We start from the raw sequence: 26,376 nt of genomic DNA on the forward strand, positions 1-26,376 counted from the left end.
TACCACAAATAGACAACAACAAACATATTTAAAAAATGCTGTGAATAACGTCATATGTTCATAACTTAATCCACAGCATTTTATTTAAAATGATTTATTAAATTTTATATTGTTTAAATTGAGTGTTTTACTATTCGACTTGAATGTATAAAAGACATAATTGCAAATATACAATACACAATTGAATATACAATCATGACAATATAAACAGGTGTCATACTCGTTGCATTATAGAGTCCCATAAAAGCTTTTGCTGCAAAATATGCATGCATCAGTGATACAACTAAAGGTAAGCCAAAGTTGAAAATAACTTTTAAGCCTAGTCCTTTCAACATATCTTGATGCGTATAACCAATTTTTCTTAAAATACGAAAACTCGGTATTTCATCTTCAGTTTCGTCCATTTGTTTAATATAGATGATACATCCTGCTGCCACTAAAAATGCTAAACCTAAAAATGAAGTTACAAATAATAAAATACCGACACTCTCGTTCATTTCTTGTTTTATCATACCTTGTGATTGGATGCTTGGTTCAATCGATTGTGCAATTTTCGTTGCTTTAGTCAAATCCGTATGATGTTTCAAATCATAACCATATTGCTTATTTGTCTCATTACTGCCCTGTTTAATTTCCTCATATTTGTCAGAGCTCACGAGTAATACGGGACCACCATAACTTATTTCACTCATAAATGTCGCTTTGCTACTATCACCAATTACCTTAAATGTTTCTTTATCGCTATTCTTCAACTGAATCTCTTTATTTAAGTCATATTTTACTATTCCATTACCGGCTGCTAAATTAATCAATTTCGCTTTATTTCCAGTCACTGCTTTATCGTTAAAGTATTGGTTACTCGTTACAAATAAGCTATCCATGCGCCCCATATTGGATTTTTGAAATACTTGATCTTTTAATATGTCACCACGCACTACTTCTTTATAATCTTTTGTCACATCTATATCTGCTTGTTTTAATTTACTTTCAAATTGTTTTGCTTGTTTACTATCTGTAAAATTTAAATCATGGGGTGCCATTAACTCTGTATTTTCATCCATCGTTGATTTACTAATCGCACCAAAGCATAATACTGTTACGGTTACTGCTGAAATAGTTGCAATAATAGTTAATGATAAGGCATTTTTCTTCATTCTATGCATGATAGATGATGTAAACACTACATCAGTGATTGACACGTTACCTCTTTTTGAACGTTTTAACGTTTTAAATATAAGTGAAACAGAACTGCGGAAAAATAAATATGCACCTAATACCGTTAACAATAAAATGATAAATGGCGAATAGACGATCATATTGATGAACTTCCCAAACATTTCTGTAGAGATATAATAGCCAACACCAATCATCACAATACCTAATACACCAAAAATAATTTCCATCACAGTAATTTGAGACTTGGTTGCTTCCGTGCGTGCATTGTCATTCATCATCATTAAAATACTGCGTTTACGTAAAAATATAAAACTTTGTATTAGTATGAGTATAAATGACACAACAATAAGCATCAATGTTTGCATTACAGCTGGCAATTGAAACGCTAATGATACGCTCATATTAATGTCTAATACTTTGAGCACAATCATCAACAGTAATTTCGAACCAAATATACCTATAAGCATGCCAATCACACTCGTTAATAACAGCATCATCGCTTGCTCAATGACTAACATTCTCATGATGTTATTTCTTGTTAAACCAATCAATTGATACAGTGCAAATTCACTTGTTCTACGTTTAATAAAAAGTTGATTCGCATACATTAAAAATATAACAATAATAAAGAATAAAAATACTGCCCCAATTTCTGAACCTTTTTGAATTGTCTTTAATGATTGTTCATTATTAATACTGTCAGTGTATTTTAAAGTTACAAAACTAAAGTATAAAACGATACTGACAATTAAGGAAAATAAATACATGGCATAATGTCTAATATTTTTCCTTAAATTCTTGATGACGATTTGATTAAAATTCATTTGTCACACCACCTAAGGCAGTTTGCATGTGAATGATATTTTTATAAAATGCTTGATTGCTATCCTCACCTTGGTATATTTCAGAATGTATATCCCCATCTTTCAGCATGATGACACGATTTGAATAACTTGCTGCAACGGGATCGTGTGTGACCATAACGATAGTAGCATTTGTTTTTTGGTTTAACTCTTCCAAACGGTTCAATAGATCTTGTGCACTTTTTGAATCTAACGCACCTGTTGGTTCATCCGCAAAAATAATAGCTGGTTTATGTACTGAAGCTCTTGCTGCAGCAGTACGTTGTTGTTGTCCTCCAGATATTTCATTTGGATATTTATGACCCAATTCACTAATACCTAATGCTTGAGTAACTTCGTCATAATTTTGTTCTTTTTCTTGTTTAGATAATTTTTGAATAGATAGTGGTAACATAATATTTTCTTTAACAGTTAATGTATTAAGTACACTATAATTTTGGAAAATAAAACCTATTTCTTTTTTACGGAAGTCTGCTAATGCTTTATTACTCATTTTATTAATTTGATGACCATTAATTTCCACTGTACCACTCGTTATATAATCAATGGAACTGATCACATTAAGTAATGTCGTTTTACCAGAACCTGATGGTCCCATGATTGTTACAAATTCACCTTTTTCAATTGTAAAATCTATACCTTTTAGTACTTCTTGCTTTCTATGTTTATTGCCATAATTTTTCGTTAATCCTTCAACTTTTAGAATAGACATGTATTACACTCCTTCAATCACTTTACTTTTATTTATATTTTTATCATAGCGAATTTATTTAATTTCCTCGTTTGATTTTACTAACAAATACATAATTTCAAATAACAAAACTGTCACATTTTTATTTCGTAATAAATTATAATTTTTGAATTTTTTTGTCATAAAGTACTATAAACTTTTTTTATGCTATGTGCTATACTATTAAAATTGACTTTTAATAAAGGAGCACAAATTATGCTAAATAAATTAAAGAGAGAATGGCTCACTGCACCAGGAACAAACATATTAGCAGGCATTGTTGTGGCACTTGCATTAATTCCTGAAGCAATTTCATTCTCTATTATTGCAGGGGTAGATCCAATGGTCGGTTTATATGCATCATTTATCATCGCTGTAGTCATTTCATTTGTTGGAGGTAGACCCGCAATGATATCCGCCGCTACAGGTGCTGTCGCTTTAGTCATTGTGCCATTAGTACGCGATCATGGTATACAATATTTACTTGCTGCAACCATTTTAATGGGCATCATTCAAATCATCTTTGGTCTATTAAAAATAGGTAGACTGATGAAATTCATTCCAAACTCTGTGATGATTGGGTTTGTGAATGCACTAGCTATAATGATATTTATGACACAACTTAAACATATCTTTGGTATTTCATTACCTACATATTTATTTGTAATCATCACATTATTAATTATTTATTTATTACCTCGTGTGTTCAATCGTATACCTGCACCATTAATTGCTATCGTCGTATTAACGATCGTCTATTTAGTTACTGGTGTAGATGTTAAAACAGTTGGAGATTTAGGCGAAATCAAAAAAAGTTTACCGCATTTATTAATCCCCGATGTACCATTTAACATGGAAACTTTTAAAATTATATTTCCATATTCCATATCAATGGCAATTGTAGGTCTTGTAGAAAGTTTATTAACGTCACGCATCGTCGATCAAGCGACTGATAGTTATAGTAACAAAAACCAAGAAGCTCGTGGACAAGGTATCGCAAACTTTATCACAGGCTTTTTCGGTGCAATGGGTGGTTGTGCTATGATTGGGCAATCGGTTATTAATGTGCGTTCAGGTGCAACCACACGTCTTTCCACATTTACAGCGGGTGTGTTTTTAATCATCTTGATTATGGTCTTTGGTGACTGGGTTGTTGAAATTCCAATGCCAATTTTGGCCGGCATTATGGTGATGGTTTCTGTAGTACATTTAATTGGCAATCGTTTAAATTTATACAAAAAGCCCCACGTTCTGATGCATTTGTGATGATGCTAACGGTAGTTATCGTATTGTTCACAAGTAACCTAGCGCTCGGCGTCATCGTTGGCGTTATTGTCAGTGCATTATGTTTTGCTACAAAGATATCCAACGTCTCTGTTCAATATGAGGAACGCGATCATCACATCTATTATAAAATTGAAGGTCAAATTTTCTTTGTATCTATCGATTCCTTAATGAACCAATTAGATTTAGAAATAAGCGATAAAACAATTTATCTCGATTTTAGCCAAGCACATTTATGGGATGATTCAGCTGTTAATGCAGTAGATACCTTGATAGAAAATTATAAAAAGAAAAACAATATGATTTATGTACAACATCTTAATAAAGACAGCCGTAAAATTGTTTCTGAACTCAGCAAAGTTAATCAGCAGCATCTAATATAACTTTGATTTAAATCATAAGCTAACATCACTTGTTACATACATACTGATGTTAGCTTATTTTATTCCAAACAAACACATTGACTTTTATACCTACAGGGGGTATATTAAATTTAACAGATGAGATACAAATAACGATTCATTATAAATCTATGAAGCAAAAGGAGGCATTCACTGAGATGGATAACAACAAAAAAACGACATTAGGTATTACAGGCATGACTTGTGCTGCATGCGCGAACCGCATCGAAAAGAATTTAAATAAAATGGAAGATGTCAAAGCAAATGTCAATGTTACAACTGAGAAAGCAACGATTGAATATAATTCAGATAATACTTCACTAGATGCTTTAACTCAAAAAATTAAAGATACAGGTTATGATGTTGTCACTGAAAAAGCTGATTTAGATGTCATTGGTATGACTTGCGCCGCATGTTCAAATCGTATTGAAAAAGTACTTAACCGCACTGACGGTGTTGAACAAGCAAACGTCAACCTCACAACCGAAAATGCAACGATTAATTATAATCCAGAAGTGACATCTATAGATGAATTGATAAAAAAAATACAAAACATCGGCTATGATGCAAAAACCAAAGCAGCCCCTTCAGAAAAAAATTCACGAAAAGCACAAGAGTTAAAAGGAAAGCGAAACAAATTAATTGTTTCAGCTATACTTTCTTTACCTTTACTATTGACGATGTTTATCCATTTATTCGGACTACCATTACCTAGTTTCTTAATGAATCCCTGGTTTCAATTCATATTAGCTACACCTGTTCAATTTATTATTGGTTGGCAGTTCTATGTAGGTGCTTATAAAAATCTGCGAAATGGTTCAGCCAATATGGATGTATTAGTCGCGTTAGGTACGAGTGCCGCATTCTTTTATAGTATTTATGAAATGATAAAATGGTTGAACCATACAAATGATACACCTCATCTGTATTTTGAAACGAGTGCTGTATTAATAACACTTATCTTATTCGGTAAATATTTAGAAAGCCGTGCCAAAACACAAACTACAAATGCTTTAAGCGAATTGTTAAGTTTACAAGCAAAAGAAGCACGTATAATCAGAAATGGCAAAGAACAAATGGTGCCACTAAGTGAAGTTGTTGTCGGAGATTATATCCAAGTAAAACCAGGAGAAAAAATACCAGTAGACGGACAAGTAATCAAAGGTATGACTGCGATAGACGAATCTATGTTAACTGGTGAATCTATCCCTGTTGAAAAAACATTAAACGATAATGTGATAGGATCAACAATGAATAAAAATGGTACCATTACAATAGAAGCAACGAAAGTAGGAAAAGACACTGCTTTATCTTCTATTATTAAAGTAGTCGAAGATGCTCAAGGTTCAAAAGCACCTATACAGCGTTTAGCTGATACGATTTCTGGCTACTTTGTCCCTATTGTCGTAGGTATTGCTATACTCACATTTATCATTTGGATTGCTTTTGTCCAAACTGGTCAATTCGAACCTGCACTTGTAGCAGCAATCGCTGTATTAGTGATAGCTTGTCCATGTGCATTAGGTCTCGCAACACCTACTTCAATTATGGTGGGTACTGGCAAGGCTGCTGAAAATGGTATTTTATTTAAAGGTGGCGAGCACATAGAACGTACACACCAAATTGATACAGTCGTTCTTGATAAAACAGGAACTATCACAAACGGTAAACCAATTGTGACGGACTTTGATGGTAATGATGAAACACTACAACTTTTAGCTAGTGCAGAAAAAGATTCTGAACATCCACTAGCTGAAGCAATCGTCAGTTATGCAAAGGATAAAGGCATCGATTTATTAGAAACAGCATCTTTCGAAGCAGTGCCAGGACACGGTATTCAAGCAATGATTCATAACCAAGACGTATTAGTCGGCACACGTAAATTCATGAAAGATGCTCATATTGATGTTTCAAAGTATGAAGATAATTTAGTCAAATATGAATACGAAGGTAAAACAGCAATGCTCATTGCTATTAATCAAACACTACAAGGTGTGATTGCCGTCGCCGATACAGTCAAAGATTCTGCCAATGAAGCGATTCAACAATTGCACGAATTAGGTATTTCCGTAACAATGCTTACAGGAGATAACGCGCGAACAGCACAAGCAATTGCTAAACAAGTAGGTATAGACGCTGTAATTGCAGAAGTATTACCAGAAGAAAAAGCTTCAAAAATCAAAGAACTTCAGAATAATGATAAAATTGTTGCTATGGTTGGAGATGGCGTTAATGACGCACCAGCACTAGTTCAAGCAGATATCGGTATTGCTATTGGAACAGGTACAGAAGTAGCAATAGAGGCAGCTGATGTTACAATTTTAGGCGGAGAATTATTATTAGTTCCTAAAGCAATCAAAGCTAGTAATTCAACGATAAGTAATATCAGACAAAACTTATTTTGGGCATTTGGCTATAACGTTGCTGGTATTCCTATCGCAGCTTTAGGTTTACTTGCACCTTGGGTAGCTGGCGCAGCAATGGCATTAAGCTCAGTAAGTGTGGTAACAAATTCACTCAGATTAAAACGAATGAAATTATAACGCAACTTTGTAATAATAAACATCCTTGATTTAAGGAGGTGATTCCTATGGCAACAGAAACAATTAAAGTTGATGGCATGAGCTGTGATCATTGTAAACAGGCAGTAGAATCTGCACTTACAAATCTAGATGGCGTATCAACGGCTGATGTGAACCTTGATGCTGGTAATGTTGAAGTTGATTTTGACGATAATAAAGTTACAATGACAAGCATGAAAGATGCTATCGAAGATCAAGGCTATGATGCTAAATAACCTGCACATTCAAAAAATGAGGGCTGAGACGAAATCAAACGTCTTAGCCCTATTTTTATATTACATATTTAATTAACACGAAGCTTACTATCACCAGTATATATTACCTCTAATGTTGCATCTAGCGCATCTACAATAAGATTTTTTACAGCTGCATCAGTATAAAAAGCAATATGTGGAGATAGAATGACATCTTGTCGTTCTATCAATTCAATTAATATTGCATCATCTAATTGTGTATTGCGTTGATCACTTGGGAATAGCCCTTTCTCACCTTCATAAGTATCTAATGCTGCACCTATTATTTTCCCACTATTTAATGCATCTATAAGGGCTTTTGTATCAACAATCGTACCGCGCGCACAATTAATAAACACGGCACCTGTTTTCATTTCTGTAAATACTGCCTCATTAAACAAATATGTATTTTCCTTTGTCGCTGGAATATGTACAGTTACAATATCTGCATCTTTAATCGCCTCACGCATACTTTCTTTATATGTTAAATACGCTTCACATGAGACTTGAGGTTCAATATCATATGCTACTACTTCTGAACCAAAACCTTCTGCAAAAATCTTACCTACAATAGAACCAATACGACCTGTACCAATAACTGCAACTTTTAAATCTTTTATAGAACGTGACAAAATACTCGGTTGCCATCTAAAATCATATGCTGCAGTTTTATTTTGTATATCATTAAAATTTCTAATTAAATTTAATGCTTGAGACACAGTATATTCAGCGATAGAATGCGGAGAATAAGAAGGTACATTGGTTATAACTAGTTCATATTGCTTAGCTAACTCAAGATTATAACTATCAAAGCCAGCACTTCTCTGAGCAATTTGCTTAATACCATAATCATGTAATTTCTGATACACTACTTCATCTAATTCAATTTGTTGTGACAACGATACCCCATCAAAACCTTTAACACGATCTACTGTTTCCAAAGATAATATGTCACTATCTAAATCTACTTTCACCTGATGTTTTTCTGACCATTCATTAATAAAAGGGATATCTTCTTCTCTGACACCAAAAAGTTTAATGCTTTTCATTGATCATTTCACTCCTATTCTGCTTCATATAAATGTTTTAATGATTGAATGCGTTCTGCCGCTTCCATTAAGCTATCATCATCCACTGCTAATGAAATACGTACATAGTTCTGCCCATGTTCACCAAATGGAATACCTGGAGCAACTAAAATGGACTTTTCTTTTAATAAATATGTTTCAAACGTTTCACCATCATAATGTTTAGGTGTTTTTAACCATAAAAATATGCCACCATTCATCGGTTCAAAAGGGATACCTGCTTCATTCAATTTAGCTGTAAACTTACCTCTTCGGACTTTAAATATTTCATTTTGACTCACAAGGAAATCATCATAATGATTTAAAGCAAATGTAGCCGCATCTTGCAGTGCACCAAACATACCAGCATGCGTATGTGTTTGATATTTTTTCAATGCTTGTATCATATCTTTATTCCCTACAGCAAAACCAACTCTAAAACCTGACATATTATATCCTTTTGATAAAGAAAACACTTCTATTGCTAAGTCTTTAGCACCCTTTGATTGTAAAATACTTGGATTTTTATAATCAAAGCCAAATGCACTGTAGGCAAAATCATGAACAATTTTAGTTTTTGTGCCTTGAAATTGTGCAATTGCTTTATCAAATACATCTTTTGTAGCAACTGAACCTGTAGGGTTATTTGGATAAGTTAGATAAACTAAGCGTGTATTCAATAAGACGTCTTTATCTATCATATGCCATTGTGGTAAATAATAAGGTGGCTTTAACACAAGTGGTTGTGGCTTAGCATCTGCCAACAATACACCTGCTAAATAATCTGTATAACCTGGATCGGGAAGCAGCACATTTTCACCCGGATTAACGATACATGTAGGCAAAGCGACTAAGCCGTTTTTCGTACCATATAGAATACAGACTTCTTCATCCTTATCTAATTCAACATCATATTGTCTTTTATAAAAATCGACGATTGCTTGTTTGAATGTTTCTTTCCCATGAAAAGCGACATATTTTTGATTTTCAGGTTTATAGATGGCTTCTGCGTAGCAATCAAGGATACCTTTAGGCGTTGTGCCATCAGGTATACCTACGGCCATATTAATCAACGGTAATGGCCCGGGCTCTATTTTACGTCCCATCGTTTTACCAAAGTAACTATCCGGAATTTGTGATAACCGATCTGATATTACCATTAAAAGTCCTCCTTAAAATAAAAAACTATATGCCTCATAAGTGACATATAGCTCTCACATGACACTTATCTATCAAGTATTCCACTTGTTGAATGTAGCACAGTACTTATGATAATAGATAAGTCTGTTGCTGAAGTTTCAACGGGTCAAGTCCCTCCACTTCTCTGGATAAGTCACTTTATAATTAAATTAATATTAATTTTATCAGAATATTCTAACATGTCAATATAAAAAAAGAGTGACTCAAGCGAGTCACTCTTATCTATATCACCAAACACAACACGTTCAGTGCTATAGATTTTACCACCAACCGTGGTTTTTACGGAATTCTAACGCTGCTGCTTCAGAACCGTAACGTTGTTTAGCGTAGTTTAACATACCTTTAGTTTGATCAGCTACTGAACCAGTACCCCATGATTCCTTAGTTTGACCTAAGCCTCTATATCCTGCTGGGTTAACCGCATTTGGATTACCACTTGATTCAGGCATTACAATTGAATTCCACATAGCTTCTGATCCACCAGCAGCTAAGAATTGTGCTTTAACTGATCCACCAGTTGAAGCCGCAGATGCTTGAGCTGTTTTATATGTTTGCGTAGCTGCACTTGTTTGTGCTGTTTTAACATTTGTAGTTGCTGAAGCTTTTGGTGCTTCTACTGCTGCTGGAGCAGTATATGATTGTTGTGAACGTACTTCACTTGCTGATTTTTCATTTGTGTTGACACTTACTTCTGAACTTACATCTTGTGTAGTATTAGGTGTTGAAGCTTGCGCACCAACTGCATGGTATTCCCATGACCATGTGTTACCGTCAGATGTAAAAGTAAACTCGTTACCACCTAGTACAAAATTGTAGTTATATGCACCAGCGTGTAATGGTTTTTGATCTAATTCAGCTGAACCATTTAATGCTAATTCTGCTAAATGTGCTTTGTCGATGTTTTGTTCTGAAGCGTGAGCTTGATTGTTGTCAGATGCTGCTGCATATCCTGTTACGCCTAATGCTACTGCTAATGATGAAGCTAAAATTGATTTTTTCATAATAAAATAAATCCTCCAAATTTAATTTTTAATAAAATATATTTTCAATAATTTTTTTGTCGTATTTGCTAAAATTCTTTAAATTTTATGTTTTGTTTTTTGACCATAGTTAATATACCATATATTTTTATCAATCATATTACACTTACATAACAAAACTTTACAAAAATTGTTCTGATTTGTAACATTGCAATCTTTTGTAATTGCTTTATACAACATTCTCAAATAATCAATTTTGCTTTTATTATTTATAATTATTGATATAAAAGAATGCTATCTCTTGATTTGCTTCATTTTTTATATAGTCTGAAAAATTACAAACAACCTTATTGTTACATAACTGTAACAATATATTTCGATACATTTTTTATATATTGGGGTCATACTTGCAAATTATTTTGTGCAAAATTAAAAAGGCCTTTGATTTGAGGCCTTTTTAATCTTTTTACTTATATATTGATAATGCGCATTTTTAATATATTACAATAAGCAAATCTATATCTTCACTTATTTTATGCTAGGAACTTAAATACTTCTTTATCATATAATTTCAAAACTTTCATATAGAATATATGAATTAAGAAACCTATCATAAACGGAACGACAAAAAATGCGATAAATACATATAATAGATTAAGTAGTAATGGGGCTTCCATATGTTTAAATGCGCTGATGGGACCTACCAACCCAATAATACCAAAACCAGCAGATTCTTTGGTACCAGCAATACCTAACAACGCGCCAAAAAATCCAGTGATAATCGCATTGGTGAAGATGGGTAATAAAATAATAGGGTGTCGAACCATATTGGGAATCATCATTTTAACACCACCCAAAAATATTGTAATAGGTACGCCTGATCTGTTTATTTTCATCGTACCTGCGACGAGAACACCTTCACATGCTACAATGCCTAATGAGGCTGAACCTGCTGCTAAACCACTAATACCAATGGCTAGTGCTGTCGCCACGGTAGAAATTGGTGAAATAATTATAAAACTAAAGACAAGTGCAATAAGCATTGACATAATTATGGGTTGTAATTCTGTAAATGTATTAACTAAGTTACCAATACCAGTCGTAATTAATTGTATGTATGGCAATAACGTCAAACCAATCAAACCTGAAATAACACCAACGATTGTCGGTAAAATAATCAATGTCAGACTACCAAAGCGTTCACCGATTACCAATATTAAAAATACCGCAACTGCTGCTGTTATCATTGTATTAATCAAATCTCCCACGCCGACAAGTACCCACACGCCATCTTTAAATTGTGCAACACCACTTCCGACAAAAGCCGAACTAGCAACTACAGCTGTCGCTAAAGGCGTTAAACTAAAGCGCATTGCAATCAAAGCTCCTACCAATAGCGGAACTGTAAATTGAATACCTAAAACAACCTGTAGTAAAGATTCAAAAACGGCATATTTCGGCGCTAAAAGTTTAAATACCTCACCTAAAATAGCATTAGGTATGAGCCCAGCAACAATTGCAATTGCTACGCCAGATAATACATTATTAATAAATTGTTTCGGACTTACTTTGATCATTGTGTGCCTCCTATGTTGTGATAAATAAAATATACCATATTATCGCAATTTTCAGAATATTTATTTTTGTACATTTTATATAAAAATACAGTTAATCATATCATTACAATTCATTCCTTATGTTCACTAAACACAAAAATTGCACAAAAAAAAAACGGATAGACGTCCATTGCTTTTTAATGAACTTGTCTATCCATAGAATGTCATTGCTTTTTAAAATAATATTTAGCGCTAATGTCGAAAGTAATTGTTATGTTCCAATACACACGTCGTGTTTGCTAAATCATATTGTTAAAAACATTTTATTTTGCTTCCATTAATTCACGCGTCAATACGAGACCTTGCGTTGCATTCTCAAAAAATTCTAGTTTTTGAAGTGTGTTTTCTTCTGGCAAGTGTTGCTCAAATTGCTCCCATATCCAAAAGGCAATATTTTCGGCTGTTGTATTCATAGATGGTAATGTTTCATTAACGAGTTGACCATCCAAATAAGTTGCGATTTGTTTATTATATATTTTATCGACTTCATTAAAATCTAATGCCAATCCAGTATCGTTTATTTTAGATAAAATTTCAATATTGAACTTATAGTGTTGATTGGCTAAATCTTTGTGCGCTGTTTGACTAAAATATATTCGATTATCACAAGTAAATTCATAATAATTTTTAATAAGTACTGCATTACTGCGATATTTAAATTGTTCAGGTGGTTGAACTTGATCAAAATTTGTCATATTAAAATCTCCTTTTCAACATTATATTTATCTATACCCTTTCAGTTAAAATATATGAGTTCTAATGTTTTTAATATTACGTTTTAGGCTATAGAAAAATAATTTAATTATTAAGAGTAAAGGAGCTTTTTATGACTATTCAAATACAACGTATTTATGAAAAACCACTTAAAGAAGGCGTACGCATACTTGTAGACCGCGTTTGGCCACGAGGAATCTCAAAAGATCAAGCTAATTTAGATCATTGGCTAAAAAACATTGCACCAACATCCGAATTAAGAAAATGGTTTAATCACGATCCTCAACTTTACGCTGCATTTAAAGAAAAATACGAGAAAGAATTGCGTGAAAATAACGATCAAAAAGAAGCTTTTAATGAATTACAAGATATTGTTGCTAACAGTAAACAAGATGTCATTTTGCTTTATGGTGCAAAAGATGAAAAACATAATCAAGCGGTTGTGCTACAACAATTATTACAATAAGGTGTGAATATGATGGCTCAATGGCATATCGACATAAATGATTCACCTGTCCAGACACTCATGCGCCAAGACGAGACCCTTGCAAAACTTATAAGACAAATTGGCAATGTAGAAATAACACTGCGCCCTAATCCGCTAAAATCGTTAATTCGTTCTATCATTGGACAGCAAATTACAAATACTGCCGCTTCAGCAATTTTCCAAAGATTTTCGGAAGCAATCCACAATCAATGGACTGTTGCATCGGTGTTAAATTTATCTGAAGTACAAATGAAACACATAGGTCTTTCTAAAACTAAAATAAACTACATTCAAAATTTGCTAGTGCATATAGAACAAAATAAACTCGATTTTACTAATTTACATGAATTAGATGATGAAACTGTAAAACAAGTTTTAACACAGGTCAAAGGTATTGGTCGTTGGACATCAGAAATATTTTTAATATTTACATTAAAGCGTGACAATATACTGCCTATTTTTGATGTGGGGTTACAGAGAGCTGCTCAATGGCTTTATCAAACTTCAAACGCTGAAAGAAAAAAACAACTCTCTCTATGTGCAAAACGATGGCATCCATATGCTTCATATGGGGCGTTTTATTTATGGGAAGCAATTCATCAAAATTTATTAAATCACGACTCTATTGACTCACTTTTAGACGAATCATCTTCGTAATACGTTGAGCTTAATATTTTAATTATAACTAAAATTATTCTATATTACGTTACGCTATCACTACGGTAACATCGCATTATTAGGATAAAGCGTGGATGGAATAATACATTTTCTCAACAATTATTTCTTATACAGACTCTCTTCACCATTAGGTAACGATTCTATAAATTTTCTAGGGTTTTCCGCATACTCATTTCCAACGCCACCTTCCATTCTTTGAAAATGTAGATGCGGCCCTGAAGTTTGAGAACCAGTATTACCAGAAAGTGCAATGATTTTTCCAGCTTTAACTTTTTCACCAGGTTCCACTTTAAATTCATTTAAATGCATATACCATTGATGATGTACACCATCTTCTTCCATAATCTGCACTACTTTGCCACCTAAATCATTTTCAAAAGTTCTGGTTACTTTACCATCTGTCGCTGCAGTTACTGGCGTGTTTTTAGCTATGCCATAATCAATGCCATAGTGTTTACCGTCGAAGTCATTATATTTATAATCACCAAAAGATTCAGTCTCTCTACTTATATTAAAAATGCTTCTATCTTTCTTTCCACTATCTTTATTTCCATCATTTTGTTGTACTAAATTTTCTCTTACATATCGTTGTACAGTATCTATATTTGTTAATAATAGTATTAACGGCACTAATACAATAACTAATAATAATATCGTTTTAAATGTATTTTTCACTATCCGATTCACCTTTTAAATTATGATATTAATATCATAATAAATGCTTTTATCTGTATTTTGCTAATTATTCAACTTAAAATCATCTCATACTTTCGTATTAAATAACTGTAATGAAAATATTAAAACAACTTTTGCAATATAGATTTACTCAAGTCAAACACGAAAATTTTATATCATTAACATAAAGAAAACGTCAATTTCTATATTGCTGCGCTAGAAATTGACGTTTATTTTTAGTGACAAATACTTATATTCCATACTTTTCTTTATCGTATTAACAGAATTCAAAAAAACTTATCTCTAAGCTCTTACAAATGTTACAAATCAATATTTTCAAAATTTAGAGAATAATGGCTATCCATAATTCAGCTTACACGTTATAACTTTTTAACATATGTTCCATCAAAGTCCAAACACGTTCAACATCTACAGCCGTAGCAAAATATGCATTTTTTTCTTTGTTTGTGACATTATTTAAGTCGACTGACATTGTACCGTATGTGAGCGAACTTTGATGTTCTATGTCGATGTGTGTCTGCTGCATAGTAAATAAGTCAGGTTGCAATAAGTATAAAATTGTACACGCATCATGAATAGGACCCCCATCCATATTAAAATGTGTTTTATAAGTAGATTTGAAAAATTCTAGTAGTTCAACAACAAATTTAGATATTTTATTATCAATGCTACTAAATCTTTGAATTACTTCATCTGTTGCTAAGACCTGATGAGTCACATCTAACCCAAAAACATTTATGTTAATACCACTTTCCAATACTCGTTTAGCAGCTTCTGCATCCACCCAAATATTAAATTCAGCGGTAGGCGTCCAATTTCCGAAAGTGCCACCTCCCATAATTGTAATAGAATCAATTGATTGAGCAATACTAGGGTCTTTGATTAATGCAGTCGCAACATTTGTAAGTGGACCTGTTGCAACAATTGTTACAGGATCAGCGCTATGTTTTAATGTCTTAATAATTACATCTGCAGCGTGATATTGAGTTGGTTTCAACGATGGCACTTCAGGTAATTTAGGTCCATCTAATCCCGAATCGCCGTGAATTTCCGAAGCGAAGGAAGCAGGTTTTATGAGTGGACGCGAAGCACCTACAGATACTTCAATATCTCGTCTTCCCATAACTTCTAATACATTAAGTGCATTTTTGGTGTTTTTTTCAACTGCTTGGTTTCCTGCTACAGTGGTCACGGCCAATATATCAAGTGTACTATATTTCGCACCTGCTAGAATTAAAGCTATCGCATCATCATGACCTGGATCACAATCCATGATTATCTTTTTAGTCATTTAACACACTCCAATCGTCTTATGTATATTAAATATGAATAAAATCAATTTTATCTAAGTATTATTTTGTAATAAATATTTTATCATTTAGCATCACTACTCTAATTACAACGGCATTGTTTCATTTATTAAGCTTTCTTTTTTTACTACTGTTAAACCTATCATACTACTTTTCTAGTGGTTTTGCTTTTTATTTTCCGAAAATTCACATAATTTTATAGAAATATCACATTTTTTGTATGAATTATGTTTGCTGCATTTAAAAAAACTGGTAAGTTAGTATCATTACACAACTTGAGGTGGTCTTTAATGCGAGCAATTTTAATTGGTATATTAGCTGCTTTCTTTTTTTCTATTACATTCATACTAAATCATGCAATGTCTAGCAAAGGTGGCAGTTGGCTTTTTAGTGCGTCACTACGCTTTATTTTTATGTTCCCTTTTTTGTTAATGATGGTTATTTGGAACCGTAAAGGGCGTCATCATATTATTTTATTGCATATTAAGCAAAATTTTTTCAGGTGGTTATTGTGGAGTTCACTTGGTTTTGTCTTTTTTTATGTACCCATAACTTTTGTATCAAATTATAGCCCAGGTTGGCTTATTTCTGCGACATGGCAATTAACCATTATTTGCGGTCTTTTTACAGCTCCATTTTTCTACACATATATACAACAAGGACAATCCACAATCAAAATGAGAGAACGTATCCCGTGGCGTTCACTTGCTACATCTAGCATTATGATATTAGGTGTTATCATTGTACAAATTCCGCACATTTCGAATATAGAATTACATATTTTCCTATTATCTGTCATACCGTTGATGATTGCAGCATTTTGTTACCCTTTAGGCAATCGTAAAATGATGGTGGTTGTTGGCAACGATTTAAATACGATCGAACGGATATATGGCATGACCTTAGTCACCTTACCATTATGGTTGATTATTTTTCTGATTGGAGTAGCTACTCAAGGGCTACCCTCTTCAAATCAAATCACGCAAACTTTTTTAGTTGCGATTTTCTCTGGTATCATAGCAACAACATTATTCTTCTATGCAACGAATATAGTGAAACATAACCAAACTAAGTTAGCTGCTGTTGAAGCGACACAAGCGATGGAAATCGTTTTTACATTAATTGGCGAAATGTTACTTTTAGGCTTAGCGTTACCAAATATGTTAAGTATTGTCGGTATTATAATCATCACATTAGGTATCATTATTTATTGTTTTTTAAATAGTAAAATAAATGATCGTAAAATAGAATTGAAATAAAATCAAAGCTAGTTATGTTAATTGACAACTTGTTCGTAAAGCAAGATAATTTGTCTAATGATAATAACAAATATAGAGGTGTAATTAATTGACTCATACTCATATAGATCCCCGTATTATAAGAACTAAAAAATTATTAATGGACGCTTTTCGTGAAATTGCAAAAGAAAAAAAGTTAGTATCAATTACGGTTAAAGATATTACCGAACGTGCCACTGTCAATCGCGCTACCTTTTATGCTCATTTTTACGATAAATATGACATCATGGAATATACACTGTCTGAAACAATCTTAAAAAATTTAAATCAATCGCTCAATATGGTTACAGAATTAAATGAAAAAGCACTGTGCCAATGTTTTATTACAATTACTAGTTATATCCAAGATACTCATGAAGAGTGCCGTCTAAATAGTGAAGCATATGGGGAAATTGTCGAGAAAAGAATTAAAGAAGAATTAGAAGATATTTTTTTAAAATTAATGTCTGATGAACACAAAGATATAGATAGAGAGACACTTGCTACAAGTGCACGTTTTCTATCATGGGGATTATACGGCATCGCTAAACATTGGTTCCATTCGAGTAATTTACCTGCTGAATCATACATCAACAAGTCATTACCCTTCATTACATCCCAACTTTCAAATCAAAAATAATTCGCACAATGCGTTTGGACAATGAAAATAGTTATGCTTTAATCATTCATATAGCCCCTCGTTAAATAAGTTATCGTAACTTATTTAACGAGGGGCTTAATTTATTTAAGTAAAATAAATGTTTAAACATTGTGATCATTGATAAATTCCAATACTTCACCTGTAATCGCTACTGCATTATTGCTTTCTCCTTCTATACCACCGTAATGTAGACCAATTAATTCATTATTTGCATTAAAGACAGGCGAGCCTGAGTTTCCCCCAAATGTGCTGGCACTATATGTTAATATACTGTCATTATTACTTATGACTTTACCCGAACTTTCCCACATCGTTGCTAAAGGTTTGTCACCTGGATAACCTGTAACTGTTATTGGATCATTACTAGACACAGTACTAGTTTCACCAATTGTGGCAGGTGTCACAACATCTCCAACTGACTGCCCTTCACCATTTTTATTAAAATGAACTAGTACTAAGTCAGCATCTCCAGGATAGGCTACCACTTCTTTTTCTGTAAATGTACCATACGGAAAACTATTTTCATTTTCAGCAGCAGGTGCAAATGATAGCTTTCCATTACCGTTATTTACTACATGCTTATTCGTCAATACTGTATTTTTACCAACAACCACACCAGTAGCGATTGTTTCTCCTTTTTCTATGTAGCCAATGGATTGGTAATGACCAGATTGAGTATTTTCAATTTGATGTCTATTTTCACCTGGTAGCATGACTCTTGGTGTGGCAGTACCTATTTGATTCCTCTCATTAGTCTGTTGCGAACTTTTCATAGTATCATTTTGATTTTGTGCTTGTGCCTCAGCATTGATAGTGCTTGATAAAAATAATAATGTGCCTATAATGATGCCGACTAATATGTTTTTCAACAAAACCTACCTCCTATTAAAAAATATTACTTTTTAAATTTACAGAATTTTAAGATTTTAATCAATTATTACTTAGTACATTAATTATGTGATTTAAACAACATATTGCTCACTTTGTCGCTTATACAATGAATTTATAAACATGTTGTTTGCATTATAATAAATCATGCCATATAATCTATCTAAACAACAAGTGTTACTTAGTTTACAGTCGTTGTTTAATTTAATTGAAGAGGAGGGATAGACGTGACAACAATTCAAACACACAATGGTTTTCAAAGAACTTTTCAACAGGAACATTTAACCTTAGGATTAATGTTACCCTTTGATGATCCTGAAAATATCGCATTGCCAATTGATCAACAAATAGCATTAGTTCAATATGCTGAAAAACTTGGATTCACAAGCTTATTTGTGCGAGATAATCCTTTATATAGTCCGCACCTTGGTAATGTAACGACAAACTACGATCCGTTTGTGTTTTTAACTTTCATCGCTGCCAACACATCCAAAATCGCTCTCGGAACATCTAGTATTGTTGCAACATTACGTCATCCTGTGCATATTGCTAAAGCATCTGCCTCTCTTGATTTAATATCAAACGAGCGATTGTTATTAGGGATTGCTACTGGAGATCGTCAATTTGAATTTCCAACTTTTAAAATCAATCCAAACGATCTAAGTCAACATTTTCAATCAGCTGTGTCATCTTTAAAAGAATTATGGCAATCATCATCACCACAAACGTCAAATACTTTATTTGAACTGTACGAAGATTCTGGCTTACAAGTATTACCAAAGCATAAGCATATTCCTATGTTCGCAACAGGATACGCCAAACAACATATTGATTGGTTAAAAACACATGTGGATGGTTGGTTATTTTATCCTCAACCTTTCCAACAACAAAAAGCTTTATTACAGCAATGGCATCAAAACGATACATTCAAACCCTTTATGCATCCTTTGGTAATTGATTTATCAGTTAATCCGAATGAACTTGTAAAGCCGATTAAAGGTGGTTATCGCCTAGGAAGAAACACTTTGTTAAACATCCTAAAAGCGTATGAACGTATCGGAACCAATCATATAATGTTGCAGTTTATAGCCAACGACAGAACTTATAAAGAAATATTAACAGAGGTCGGTAATGAAATTATTCCACACTTTCCACCTCGACATTTACAGGAGGACAAAATTTATGAAACTACTAGATAGAATTAACCAATTAGCAAACAAAGAAAAAGTGCAAACTTTGAGTGTAGAAGAAAAACAAGAGCAACACGTGTTAAGACAAGAATATCTTCAAATGATTCGCGGCCAAGTCGTTAACACATTTTCTACTTTAAAAGTTGTAGATCCTTTAGGTGAAGATGTTACACCTGATAAAGTTTATAAATTGCGTGAAGAAATGGGCACACTAAATTTAGATTAATAAAAAACCCGTCAAGTAAATGATACTTGACGGGTTTTCTATATAACCATTAAATTGAAACGTTTTAATGAGTTTGTTTATCATATTTTATACTTATCTTTTCATTTTAAAGGGTTGATGCTTTCTAACACATTTTAAGCTGAAATATTTGTAATGAAAGCAATGTGTAACATAGCTATATAACAACAATGAAGCATTTTTTCTACGTTTAATTATTTAATATGTTTTCCATGGATCGATCTACACTGCCCGCATACATACTTCCAAATTTCAGTAAATGTACCATTAATAAATACAAACGATAAAATTCTAGTCGTTCATTGGCACCTTTACTTAAAGGATAATGCTTATTATAGGAATCATAAAAAGTTTGAGTAAAGCCACCAAACACAGTAGTTATACCTAAATCAAATTCTCTATCACCATATAGTGGTGCCGGATCAAACAATGCAGGTTGACCATTTTCTAAGAACATATAATTACCACCCCACAAATCACCGTGCAATAATGAGGGTTTACTTGTATGGTCACTTAACGCAGTTACAATTACTTCCCGCACTTTATGATAAGTTTGTACATCTTCCTCTATCCATAAACCTTGATCTACCAATCTATCTTTTAAATGATCTAAACGACGTTCAACAAATATGGTCGTCCAACTATCAGACCAATCATTGTCGAATGATACATCACCGCCTTCATAAGGTAAATCAAAACCAAACTTGCCATCTGGCTGCTGTTGTTGATGCATTTTAGCTACCAATTCTCCAAGTTCAGCTTGGCTACCTTGGTTTCCTTCATTTAAAAAACTTAGCAAAAGATAGGCATCTCCATCGATTTCACCACTATCAATGACTATTGGCGCAGTAATTCCAGCTTTTTCAAACAAATTGAGACCAGCAACTTCTGCATCAAAAAAGGCTTTACTTCTCTGACGTTGTACTAATAAAAAATATGGCTTTTGAGATGTTTCTACGCGATAGGCTTCGTTAACGTCTCCACCGCTTACTGGTGCAATAGACTGTATATTATCTAATGGTAATTGTGATTGCCATTGTTTTTTCATAAAAATATCCCTCCATTATTCCATCACATCATTGTACTATTACCGTTTTATTTAAAATTTAATCAAAATCAGGGTCTTCTCTAATAATTTGAAGGTTATATTAATATTTCTTATTTATACTAGGCATATGAATACTAAAATGCTAGTCTATTAAAGACATATATTTTCATCTACTACTAATTTAAACAAATGGAGCGATTACAACATGTATAAGTTAATTAAACCTATTTTATTTCAATTAGACCCTGAAAAAGCACACGGTATGACGATTAATGCCCTTAAAATCCCTCAAAAGTACACTAAATTGCTGCCAATACTCGAAAAATTATTTCATTATAGGAACCCTATATTATCTCAAAGCATCAAAGGTATACATTTTGAAAATCCAATCGGATTAGCTGCGGGATTTGATAAATCTTGTGAAGTTCCAAAAGCACTAGATAAAGTAGGATTTGGATCGTTAGAATTAGGCGGCGTAACACCTAAACCACAGCCTGGCAATCCTAAACCACGCATGTATCGATTAGTAGAAGACCACGCGCTAATCAATCGTATGGGATTTAATAATTTAGGTATGAACAAGGCGTTGAGTAATCTAAGAAAATATAGTTACCATACGCCTATTGGCTTAAATGTTGGGGTAAATAAAGCAACGCCATATGAAGCACGTTACCAAGATTATATAAAAGTCATAGACACATTTAAAAATGACGTCACATTCTTCACCGTTAATATCAGTTCTCCTAACACGGAAAACCTACAAAGTTTTCATGATAAAAATGAATTTTCTCAATTATGTGCTGCTATACAAAATTATAAAACACAACATGATCTTAACGTACCTATTTTTATAAAATTAACATCTGACCTTAGTACAGAAAGTTTGTCTCGAATGCTCAAACCTATAACACAAACGTTTGATGGCATCATTTTAGCGAATACTACGCAAAAACGTGAACAATTACATTCCGTTAATCAAAAAGAAACTGGCGGGTTAAGTGGAAAACCTTTATTTAAGCGGAATTTAAAACTGATTGCACATGCCTATAAAGAAACGCAAGGTCAGTTTTTAATCATTGGTACTGGTGGCATTTTCGAAGTGAATGACGTCATCAAAATGTTACGTCATGGTGCATCGCTGGTTCAAATTTATAGTTCACTCGTATTTGAAGGGCCTGGATTAACTAAAACTATGAACAAACAGCTTGCACAATATTTACTAAGAAATGGATACAAACATATCGATGATATCATAGGATTAGATGCGTAAAATATTTTAGTTTTTCTTATCGAATTATTTATTGTAAAATATTAATTGTGAAATTATGATGATTTTTTATTATATAGGGTAAACAATTACCGAAGGGGGCGCTACAATGTATAAAAATATATTATTAGCATATGATTTTGATAATTCTTTTAATAACGTTCCTAAAGAATTACAAAATTTAACTACCGGCGTTGACAATGCAAAAATCACTATTTTCAACGTTATACCTGAAGGTGATTTACAAACTTCGGTTCGCTATGGTGGCAAACATTTTGAAGAATTAGCTGAAGAAAAAGGCAATGAAATATCACCTTTTGTTGAAAAATTAGAATCACTCGGCTTAAAAATTCAAGTGAAGTTTCGTTCTGGCTACATTAAACAAGAAATATTAAGTGAAATCGAAGAAAATAGCTATGATATCATCGTTATGAGTAATAAACGGGCCAAACCAGACATAAAAAATGTACTGGGAAATGTTACACATAAAATCGCTAATAGCGCAAATATTCCTGTACTTATTATAAAATAATTTAACATCATTAATAAAACTCATTATTCTATTAAGGAATAATGAGTTTTTGTCGTTATTTTAGTTTGTAATATCGTTATCTTGTTTTAAATATCGCTCGATGACTTGTAACACACCTGATTCATCATTGGAAGGCGCTTTGTAATTTGCGACATCAGCCACTTCAGGACTACATTCAGCCATTGCATAACTATTTGGAGTCAAAGCTAACATTTCTATATCATTATTTGCATCTCCAAAAGCTAGCAATTCTTGTGGTTGTATATCCCATTTATCTAAAAGTGTTTTAATCGCTACACCTTTATTCACTTTAGGTAATATTAAATCCAAACTATCATTTCCACTTGTAACTGGCTTTATTTCTTCACCATATTGTGCTTTCAAACCTTTCATTACTTCATCTAAAAGTAATGGATCTTTAATTCTAAGCGCAATCTTAACAAATTCATCTTGCTCAATAGTTTTAAAGTCAGAAACTTTCGTTATATTAAAATAATATTTATATAAAAATGATAAAAAGTCATTACCCACATCTTCTAATACATAAGCACTTTTAACTCCGCTTAACACAATATCTTCAATATGATAATGATTAATAATCAAATTTAAAACGTCAAATACCAATTGTTGATCAAAATATTCAGCTGCTTCTAATTTGTTATTTTGATACGTAACTGCACCATTTTCAGCTATATACGTTATCTGATGATCCTTACCTGAAAAAAATGAACGTAATTGTGCATATTGGTTACCACTTGCAATGATAAATTTTATATCTCTTTCCATCATGCTTTCAAAAATTTTATTGAAATAAGCTTCATCATAGGTATTATCCGATTTAAAAAAGGTACCGTCTTTATCTACTGCTATTGCTTTTATCAAATGTTACACCTTCCATTCCTGTACAAATCATTAAAAGATGGGTTATATAATAAGTCATTACATCACAATGACATTGAACAAATGACCATCTATATCACTAAATAAGGCCCCGTAATACCCCTCATGTTCCGTGCCTGTTTCTAGTACTTTTCCGCCTGCTTGTTCAACCAAGGAAACTAACGTATCAACTTCTGGTTTTGTTGAAACTGAAAGTGATACTAATGCTTCATTGTTACCTATAGATGAAAGTCTAGAAACTTTTTCAAATTGCTTTTTTTCTATCAGCATAATGATTTGGCCATCTTTCGTTTGAATACCTCGCATTTTATTCATCATGTCTTTATGTTTTTTGATTGTAAATCCTATCGTATCATAAAATTTTTCACTTGCTTCCAAATCTTGTACTGGTAAATTGAGCCATGCAGCATTAATTTCCATTAGCCATCCTCTCCCTTTTCAAATTTTTCAATGTATTACACACTTATAGTAAAACATAAATCACTTTTAAAAACATGACATTATCATTTTCTATTTCAATAGCACAAAGCTTCAAAATATTTATTTTAGCTTTCAATTACGGTAGACTCTAACCATTCTCATCCATGTTTGTCAAAGCGCTGATACTCTTTAAATTAACTTGTTTTAATAATTGATCGTAAGTATTTAGTGCTGTCTGAGTTACTTTTTCTCCACAACCAGTTAGATAAATGTACATGGCGCGTTGGTCTTCTACACATTCTTGTCTATATACAAGTGGCGTCTCTGTATTTTCCATTCTTACAATAAGTCTAGACATCGCACTTTGACTTAAGTCAACCACTTTAATCAAATCATTGATTTTGTATTTTTTATTCTCTGACTTATAAATTTCATATAATACATAAAATTCTTTAATACTTAGATGATATTGTTCTTTCAATTTTCTTTCAATCATCGCTTCAATATAATGTATATATTTAGTCATTTTAATCCAATTATCCACTTTTTGTTCTTTTTTCATTGTATATCTCCCCACTAATCATACGTTTGAAAGTTTCTTTAGGTCATTTATTAATTAATTCTGAAATGATGTTGTACAAAAAACATTATTTCCAAGTGTTGCACTTTTTTCATATGACTACCTATATAAATACGTTGCTTTTATAAACTATATTATTCAATATTCTATAAGTTTCGGTATCTACTTTTTAGTTTAAAGGATAAAAATGTCGAACTAAAGACGTGATACTCCCAATTTCCACTTTTTTTATACATCAACAACATATAATTATAATATTGTTTATCTTGAGCATAATACAAAAAACCATTTTAGTGTACTAACAATTAATACTAATAAAATAAGTTCAATTCTATTAGTGTTTCAACTGTTAATAGTGACTAAAATGGTTTTAATTTGTTAAATTAACACGATTTATGCTTATTGCTTTTTCAATAATTGCTCTTTCAAATCTTTACGTTCATATTCTAAAGAGTAAGGATCATTTAACCAATAAATGCCCTCATCCACTTTAATTGTATGTCCATTTTTGACAGCCTCAGTACTTTTCCATAAATCTTTATTTTCAAAAGATAATTGAGTTCCTTTAGCGACTGGTGTAACGACATAATCACCTGCCATATCTGGAATTTCTTCTTCAGATATATCAGCTAAATCATTTTTCTCAGTAGCTTTTTCAACATTTTCTGGCATTTTCAAGCCAAATGCATCATACAATACTTCACTACCATGACCGTATGTCTTACCGAGTGCATATACTTTTTTATCAAAATCTTTGATAATTGAAACAGTTGTGTCTTCACCAATAGCCTCTTTTATTGTTTCACCGTCATTTTTTGTCTTTTTCTCCCATTCATCAATCCAGGCATTTGCTTGTTTTTCTTTACCTATTATTTTTCCTAGCTCTTGATGTTGCTCTTTGTAATCATGTTTCAAATAATCAAAAGCAATTGTGGGAGCAATTTTATTTAATTTTTTTAAATTTTTATCAGTATTATAAGTAATAATTAAATCTGGTTTTAACTTTGCGACACTTTCCACATTCTCTGCGTCTACTTTTTTAACGTCTTTAAATTTATCCTTTAATACTTTGCTATCATCCACGATGTTAGCTACACCTACTATATTCCCATCAAGTTGTTTTAAACCACCTGCATAAGTTGCACCAAGTACGACAATACGTTTTGGTTTTTTAGGTATTTTTACTTTATCTCCTGAATCTTGAACATACGTCTTTGTTTCTTTCTTGCTTTTTGATGACTCATTATCAGATTGATTACCACATGCTGCTAATACCAAAATAAGTGCAAGTAATGGTAATAATAATTTTTTCATTCCTAAATATCCCCTTTTCATATGTTTACAATTTAAAC

General features: G+C 32.6%; 25 protein-coding genes, 1 pseudogene and 1 riboswitch. Of the genes and pseudogenes, 11 read left to right on the forward strand and 15 right to left on the reverse strand.

Features of this window, described 5'->3' with window-relative positions:
- Positions 1-113 precede the first annotated feature (113 nt).
- Positions 114-2,000 (reverse strand): FtsX-like permease family protein, encoded by a 1,887-nt coding sequence (locus FYJ81_RS06835; RefSeq protein WP_107504757.1) that lies wholly within the window; start codon positions 1,998-2,000, stop codon positions 114-116.
- Complete coding sequence (locus FYJ81_RS06840; protein WP_107384336.1) at positions 1,990-2,751, reverse strand: ABC transporter ATP-binding protein; 762 nt, start codon at positions 2,749-2,751, stop codon at positions 1,990-1,992. Before FYJ81_RS06840 ends, FYJ81_RS06835 begins: the two co-directional genes overlap by 11 nt.
- A 234-nt stretch (positions 2,752-2,985) precedes the next feature.
- On the opposite strand from FYJ81_RS06840, the pseudogene FYJ81_RS06845 reads away from it, so the two are divergent.
- The 3 genes and pseudogenes from FYJ81_RS06845 (at position 2,986) to copZ (ending at position 7,251) form a co-directional block, all read left to right on the forward strand.
- Positions 2,986-4,436, forward strand: a pseudogene (locus FYJ81_RS06845) (SulP family inorganic anion transporter).
- Positions 4,437-4,612: 176 nt separating this feature from the next.
- Positions 4,613-6,997 (forward strand): heavy metal translocating P-type ATPase, encoded by a 2,385-nt coding sequence (locus tag FYJ81_RS06850; protein WP_119517585.1) that lies wholly within the window; start codon positions 4,613-4,615, stop codon positions 6,995-6,997.
- A gap of 47 nt (positions 6,998-7,044) precedes the next feature.
- Positions 7,045-7,251: a copper chaperone CopZ gene (gene copZ / locus FYJ81_RS06855; protein WP_107384339.1), complete on the forward strand. Its 207-nt coding sequence runs from the start codon at positions 7,045-7,047 to the stop codon at positions 7,249-7,251.
- Between the two features lie 68 nt (positions 7,252-7,319).
- On the opposite strand, the gene FYJ81_RS06860 is transcribed toward copZ, so the two are convergent.
- The 5 genes from FYJ81_RS06860 to FYJ81_RS06880 all read right to left on the reverse strand — a co-directional run bounded on the left by FYJ81_RS06860 (position 7,320) and on the right by FYJ81_RS06880 (position 12,827).
- Positions 7,320-8,318, reverse strand: a complete 999-nt coding sequence (locus tag FYJ81_RS06860; RefSeq protein ID WP_107504754.1) for a D-lactate dehydrogenase — start codon at positions 8,316-8,318, stop codon at positions 7,320-7,322.
- Positions 8,319-8,332: 14 nt separating this feature from the next.
- Entirely contained in the window at positions 8,333-9,496 is a 1,164-nt protein-coding gene (locus tag FYJ81_RS06865; protein WP_154409500.1) for an aminotransferase class I/II-fold pyridoxal phosphate-dependent enzyme, read from the reverse strand.
- 62 nt (positions 9,497-9,558) lie between these two features.
- A riboswitch (SAM riboswitch) is annotated at positions 9,559-9,671 on the reverse strand.
- A 125-nt stretch (positions 9,672-9,796) separates the two neighbouring features.
- On the reverse strand, positions 9,797-10,537 hold the full coding sequence (locus FYJ81_RS06870; protein WP_107386263.1) for a transglycosylase: 741 nt from the start codon (positions 10,535-10,537) through the stop codon (positions 9,797-9,799).
- A gap of 512 nt (positions 10,538-11,049) precedes the next feature.
- The gene (locus FYJ81_RS06875) at positions 11,050-12,093 is read right to left on the reverse strand and encodes a PTS transporter subunit IIC (RefSeq protein ID WP_107386658.1); all 1,044 of its coding nucleotides are present in this window, start codon (positions 12,091-12,093) and stop codon (positions 11,050-11,052) included.
- A 302-nt stretch (positions 12,094-12,395) separates the two neighbouring features.
- Positions 12,396-12,827 (reverse strand): 6-carboxytetrahydropterin synthase, encoded by a 432-nt coding sequence (locus tag FYJ81_RS06880; protein ID WP_107385313.1) that lies wholly within the window; start codon positions 12,825-12,827, stop codon positions 12,396-12,398.
- Between the two features lie 131 nt (positions 12,828-12,958).
- Here FYJ81_RS06880 and FYJ81_RS06885 point away from each other — a divergent pair, with 131 nt between their 5' ends.
- Both FYJ81_RS06885 and FYJ81_RS06890 read left to right on the forward strand, forming a co-directional pair.
- The gene (locus tag FYJ81_RS06885) at positions 12,959-13,312 is read left to right on the forward strand and encodes a DUF488 domain-containing protein (RefSeq protein WP_107385312.1); all 354 of its coding nucleotides are present in this window, start codon (positions 12,959-12,961) and stop codon (positions 13,310-13,312) included.
- Positions 13,313-13,324: 12 nt separating this feature from the next.
- Positions 13,325-13,990, forward strand: a complete 666-nt coding sequence (locus tag FYJ81_RS06890; RefSeq protein ID WP_119517588.1) for a DNA-3-methyladenine glycosylase family protein — start codon at positions 13,325-13,327, stop codon at positions 13,988-13,990.
- 120 nt (positions 13,991-14,110) lie between these two features.
- Here the strand turns inward: FYJ81_RS06890 and FYJ81_RS06895 are convergent, their stop codons facing one another.
- Entirely contained in the window at positions 14,111-14,686 is a 576-nt protein-coding gene (locus tag FYJ81_RS06895) for a M23 family metallopeptidase (RefSeq protein WP_107385310.1), read from the reverse strand.
- A gap of 373 nt (positions 14,687-15,059) precedes the next feature.
- Positions 15,060-15,998 (reverse strand): nucleoside hydrolase, encoded by a 939-nt coding sequence (locus tag FYJ81_RS06900; RefSeq protein WP_119517589.1) that lies wholly within the window; start codon positions 15,996-15,998, stop codon positions 15,060-15,062.
- A gap of 309 nt (positions 15,999-16,307) precedes the next feature.
- On the opposite strand from FYJ81_RS06900, the gene FYJ81_RS06905 reads away from it, so the two are divergent.
- Positions 16,308-17,276, forward strand: coding sequence for a DMT family transporter (locus tag FYJ81_RS06905; RefSeq protein WP_107385749.1), 969 nt, complete (start codon positions 16,308-16,310; stop codon positions 17,274-17,276).
- A gap of 88 nt (positions 17,277-17,364) precedes the next feature.
- Positions 17,365-17,934, forward strand: coding sequence for a TetR/AcrR family transcriptional regulator (locus tag FYJ81_RS06910; protein WP_107385748.1), 570 nt, complete (start codon positions 17,365-17,367; stop codon positions 17,932-17,934).
- A 122-nt stretch (positions 17,935-18,056) separates the two neighbouring features.
- Here FYJ81_RS06910 and FYJ81_RS06915 read toward each other — a convergent pair whose 3' ends face one another.
- The gene (locus tag FYJ81_RS06915; RefSeq protein ID WP_107385747.1) at positions 18,057-18,824 is read right to left on the reverse strand and encodes a trypsin-like serine peptidase; all 768 of its coding nucleotides are present in this window, start codon (positions 18,822-18,824) and stop codon (positions 18,057-18,059) included.
- Between the two features lie 246 nt (positions 18,825-19,070).
- Here FYJ81_RS06915 and FYJ81_RS06920 point away from each other — a divergent pair, with 246 nt between their 5' ends.
- Together FYJ81_RS06920 and FYJ81_RS06925 are read left to right on the forward strand one after the other, a co-directional pair.
- Positions 19,071-20,042, forward strand: a complete 972-nt coding sequence (locus FYJ81_RS06920) for an LLM class oxidoreductase (RefSeq protein WP_107504479.1) — start codon at positions 19,071-19,073, stop codon at positions 20,040-20,042.
- On the forward strand, positions 20,026-20,259 hold the full coding sequence (locus FYJ81_RS06925; protein ID WP_107385029.1) for a DUF896 domain-containing protein: 234 nt from the start codon (positions 20,026-20,028) through the stop codon (positions 20,257-20,259). The genes FYJ81_RS06920 and FYJ81_RS06925 overlap by 17 nt, the downstream gene beginning before the upstream one ends.
- Positions 20,260-20,467: 208 nt before the next feature.
- Here FYJ81_RS06925 and FYJ81_RS06930 read toward each other — a convergent pair whose 3' ends face one another.
- The gene (locus FYJ81_RS06930) at positions 20,468-21,325 is read right to left on the reverse strand and encodes a fructosamine kinase family protein (RefSeq protein ID WP_119517590.1); all 858 of its coding nucleotides are present in this window, start codon (positions 21,323-21,325) and stop codon (positions 20,468-20,470) included.
- A 205-nt stretch (positions 21,326-21,530) separates the two neighbouring features.
- On the opposite strand from FYJ81_RS06930, the gene FYJ81_RS06935 reads away from it, so the two are divergent.
- Positions 21,531-22,595 (forward strand): quinone-dependent dihydroorotate dehydrogenase, encoded by a 1,065-nt coding sequence (locus FYJ81_RS06935; RefSeq protein ID WP_107385744.1) that lies wholly within the window; start codon positions 21,531-21,533, stop codon positions 22,593-22,595.
- Between the two features lie 106 nt (positions 22,596-22,701).
- Positions 22,702-23,124 (forward strand): universal stress protein, encoded by a 423-nt coding sequence (locus FYJ81_RS06940; RefSeq protein ID WP_107385026.1) that lies wholly within the window; start codon positions 22,702-22,704, stop codon positions 23,122-23,124.
- 60 nt (positions 23,125-23,184) lie between these two features.
- Here the strand turns inward: FYJ81_RS06940 and FYJ81_RS06945 are convergent, their stop codons facing one another.
- The 4 genes from FYJ81_RS06945 to FYJ81_RS06960 form a co-directional block, all read right to left on the reverse strand.
- Positions 23,185-24,006: a Cof-type HAD-IIB family hydrolase gene (locus FYJ81_RS06945; protein ID WP_107504482.1), complete on the reverse strand. Its 822-nt coding sequence runs from the start codon at positions 24,004-24,006 to the stop codon at positions 23,185-23,187.
- A 57-nt stretch (positions 24,007-24,063) separates the two neighbouring features.
- Positions 24,064-24,444, reverse strand: a complete 381-nt coding sequence (locus FYJ81_RS06950; RefSeq protein WP_107504483.1) for a VOC family protein — start codon at positions 24,442-24,444, stop codon at positions 24,064-24,066.
- A gap of 148 nt (positions 24,445-24,592) precedes the next feature.
- Positions 24,593-25,006 (reverse strand): MarR family winged helix-turn-helix transcriptional regulator, encoded by a 414-nt coding sequence (locus FYJ81_RS06955; protein ID WP_119517591.1) that lies wholly within the window; start codon positions 25,004-25,006, stop codon positions 24,593-24,595.
- 417 nt (positions 25,007-25,423) lie between these two features.
- A complete protein-coding gene (locus tag FYJ81_RS06960; RefSeq protein ID WP_107385739.1) occupies positions 25,424-26,338 on the reverse strand; it encodes an ABC transporter substrate-binding protein in 915 nt (304 codons plus the stop codon).
- Between the last annotated feature and the right edge of the window lie 38 nt (positions 26,339-26,376).

Origin of the sequence: Staphylococcus sp. McC-251-APC-3A2 (assembly GCF_009695665.1) — a bacterium.
GTDB classification, from domain to species: domain Bacteria; phylum Bacillota; class Bacilli; order Staphylococcales; family Staphylococcaceae; genus Staphylococcus; species Staphylococcus cohnii.